1 protein-coding gene is annotated in these 1,475 nt (G+C 62.0%); it reads right to left on the bottom strand.

Translation table 11 applies throughout. From position 1 onward, the window contains the following. Positions 1 to 1,475 (bottom strand): non-ribosomal peptide synthetase (locus AWB81_RS42865; protein ID WP_144444390.1); only part of this gene is annotated, 1,475 nt, incomplete at both ends.

Below are 1,475 nucleotides of genomic sequence, written 5' to 3'. Positions count from 1 at the left end.
GGCGTGAGGGGCAACGCGTCGAGCACGACGAAGGCCGAGGGCACCATGTAGTCGGGCAGACGCGAGGCAAGATGCTCACGCAGGGTGCTTGCATCGATCTCAGCCGTTCCGGTGACGTAGGCGACGAGTTGCTGATCGTGTGTCTTCGCATGCCGCGCACGCGCGATCACCACCGCTTCGCGCACGGCCGGATGGCTGGCGATCTGAGCCTCGATCTCACCGAGTTCGATGCGGAAGCCGCGGATCTTGACCTGATGATCATTGCGGCCGAGGAATTCAATATTGCCGTCTGCGCGATAACGTGCGAGGTCGCCCGTGCGGTACATGCGCGCGCCTTGAACAAACGGATCATCGAGGAAACGCTCCGCGGTAAGATCAGCACGATTCAGATAGCCGCGCGACACACCCGCGCCACCGATATAGAGTTCGCCTATGGCGCCAGGAGGCGTCAGCCGGCGCTGCGCATCGAGCAGATAAATACGTGCATTGGCAATCGGCTTGCCGATGACGGGCTGCGCCTGTTCGGTCGTAATCTCCGTGACCGTGGCATCCACGGTGCACTCAGTCGGACCATAGACGTTGAACGCGCGGATCTCGTCGGCGAGCGCCAGGCGATTCCACGTCTGTTGTGTGAGTGCTTCGCCTCCCACGAGCAACGTCAGGTCATGCCGTCGCTGTTCGAGCAGACCGGTGGCGAGCAGCAAATCGAGCTGAGTCGGGGTGCAGTCGAGCACGTCGACGCCCCCGGCATTCAGAAATTCGATCAAGGCCATGCCATCGGCGCGCACGTCGGTGGGAATCACGATCAGCCGGTGCCCCGCCAACAAGGAGGTAAGGCTCTTCAGGGAGGAATCGAATGCGATGCTGGCATTCAGACTGACGCCGGAGTGTGGAGCGCAATGTGCGAATACCGTCGATTGCAGCGCGTGATGAAGGTTCACTACATGATGATGCTCGACCATCACGCCCTTGGGTATACCAGTGGAACCCGAGGTATAGATCACATAGGCGAGGTGTTGCGGGGCGACAGTCGTTTGCGGATCGTCTTGTGGCAACGAGCCATCGAGCGATGCATTGGGGTCGAGCACGGTCAGCGAACCGGCATCTCCCAGCGCTTCGCGACCCGCGGCATCGGCGAGCAACAGCCGGGGCGTCGCATCGGTAAGGATGTGGCTCAGACGCTCGCCCGGATACGCCGGATCGAGCGGCACGTAAGCCCCCCCGGCCTTGAGAATCGCCATCAACGCGACGATCATGCCGGTGCCGCGCTCGATGCACAGCGCCACGCGATCTTCCGGCAGCACGCCCAGCGCGATCAGGTGATGCGCCAGCTGGTTGGCGCGCGCATTGAGTTGCGCATAGGTGAGCGACTCGTCTTCGAAGACCAGCGCGATTGCGTCGGGCGTGCGTTGAACTTGTTGCTCGAAGAGCTGATGGATACACAGATGCTCCGGATAAGGCGCAGCGGTGTCGTT

The organism is Caballeronia arationis (genome assembly GCF_001544975.2).
Taxonomy (GTDB): Bacteria; Pseudomonadota; Gammaproteobacteria; order Burkholderiales; family Burkholderiaceae; genus Caballeronia; species Caballeronia arationis.
This window is presented reverse-complemented; position numbering and strand designations above follow the sequence as displayed.